Annotated in this window: 2 protein-coding genes; both read left to right on the top strand. The window is 37.5% G+C overall.

From position 1 onward, the window contains the following. On the top strand, positions 1-1,164 hold a 1,164-nt coding region (locus tag U9P79_08945), incomplete at its 5' end, for an ATP-binding protein (GenBank protein ID MEA2104747.1). A gap of 242 nt (positions 1,165-1,406) precedes the next feature. Continuing rightward, entirely contained in the window at positions 1,407-1,796 is a 390-nt protein-coding gene (locus tag U9P79_08940) for a response regulator (protein ID MEA2104746.1), read from the top strand. Positions 1,797-1,953: the final 157 nt, after the last annotated feature.

Raw genomic sequence — 1,953 nt, 5'->3', positions numbered from 1 at the left:
AATGACCTGAATAAAGCAACGAAGGATTTGAAATCGGAAAACGCTGAACGTAAACAAACAGAGATATTGCTACGGGAAAGCGAGGAAAATTTACGAACCCTTTTCAATGCTATGACGGATGTTGTGTTTGAAATGAATTATGAGGGAAGATATATCAATATTGCACCCACCTCACCCGAACTTTTGTATAAACTTCCGGAAAACACTATCGGTAAAACTCTACACGAAATATTTCCAAAACCGGAAGCCGACAATTTTCTAAAATTTATTCAAAAAAGTCTTGATGAAAACAAAACTACCACAATAGAATATCCTTTGAGGATCAGGGACAAAATTATCTGGTTTGAAGGCAAGGCAACCCCAAAAACCAAAAACAGTGTTCTTTTCATTGCTCGGGATATTACGAAAAGTAAAAAAGCGCAAGCAGAACTAAAAGCCTACCGCGAGCATCTTGAAGATTTGGTTACAGAACGCACAAAAGAATTAAAAGAAATCCAAAAAAAAATGATTCGTCAAGAAAGATTGGCGGTGTTGGGTCAACTTGCCGGCGGAGTGGGACACGAGCTGCGTAATCCTCTCGGAGTTATTGGCAATTCGATTTATTTTTTGAATATGAAGCTCAAGCATCCCGAAGAAAAGGTCGAAAAACATCTTGGTATTCTTCGCAGAGAAATTGCGAGGGCGGATAATCTAATCTCGGATCTTTTGGATTTTTCCCGAGTGAGAGAAGTTTCTCTACGGAAAACCGATTTGAATAAACTCATAAAAAATGCTATTCAGGAAATCAAGATACCGAAACATGTTGTGCTCGAAATGGATTTGGATGAAAAACTGCCCAAAATCCAATTGGACTCCGAAAGAATGCGACGGGTATTCCAGAATTTAATTTCCAACGCCTTTCAATCAATTTCCAAAAAAGGCGAATTGAAGATAAAAACCGGTTCAAGTAATGGTTTTACCGAGATACGTTTTATGGACAACGGCATCGGTATTCCCCCAGAGAATCTAACAAAGATATTCGAGCCGCTTTTTACAACCCGAGCAAAGGGAATCGGCTTGGGGCTCTCAATTGTCAAAAATATTATTGATAATCATAAAGGTGAAATTGACGTGGAAAGCAAAGTTGGTCTGGGCACCACCTTCACGATTAAATTGGCTCTTTAAAAAATGATGAAATCTTCTGTAAAGTAGCCTTTTCGACCTCACCCCGACCCTTCCGCCAACTGGCGGAGAGAGGGAGATAAAAATTCCCCTTCTCTTTGAAGAGAAGGGGTTAGGGGATGAGTTGTAAAAAGGATGAAGAATATATTTTACTTGATATACTACTTTACGGACAGCCACTAATTAATTTTAAAATAGGATGATATTTTCTTGAATAATCAAAGATAAAAAAGGTAGAGAACTTAATGAAAAATAAAACACGTATTCTCATTGTAGATGATGATGAGGGAATGAACGAGACATTATCGGACATTCTCTCTGAAAAAGGATTTGATGTATCTGTTACCAACGACGGCTATATTGCGATAGAAATGGTCAAAAAAAGCCCGTTTGATTTTGCCCTTATGGATATAAAAATGCCAGGCATTAATGGGGTAGAAACCTTTAAAAAAGTGCATGAAATAGAACCTGATATAAAAGTGATTATGATGACTGCCTATTCTGTGGAGAATCTCATAAATGAAGCACTCGAATATGGAGCCTTTGATGTTATTCACAAACCCATTGATATTGAACAGATAATCGCAACAATCAAAAAAGCAAAAGGAAAAATTTTTGGAGTGCAACATCCGTGATGTTGCTCTTTTGAAAGCAAAAGGAAAAATTTTTGGAGTGCAACATCCGTGATGTTGCTCTTTTAAAAACATTCATTAAAACATCACGGATGTTTTACTCCAAAAAAAAACATCACGGATATCCTCCCGTATTTGCTTGCTCTTTTGGAGTGGACTC

The organism is Candidatus Cloacimonadota bacterium (genome assembly GCA_034661015.1).
Classification (GTDB): Bacteria; Cloacimonadota; Cloacimonadia; order JGIOTU-2; family JGIOTU-2; genus JAYEKN01.
This window is presented reverse-complemented; position numbering and strand designations above follow the sequence as displayed.

Coding starts and splice junctions, on each gene's coding strand:
- U9P79_08940 (MEA2104746.1), top strand. CDS start 1,407: ATGAAAAATAAAACACGTATTCTCATTGTAGATGATGATGAGGGAATG.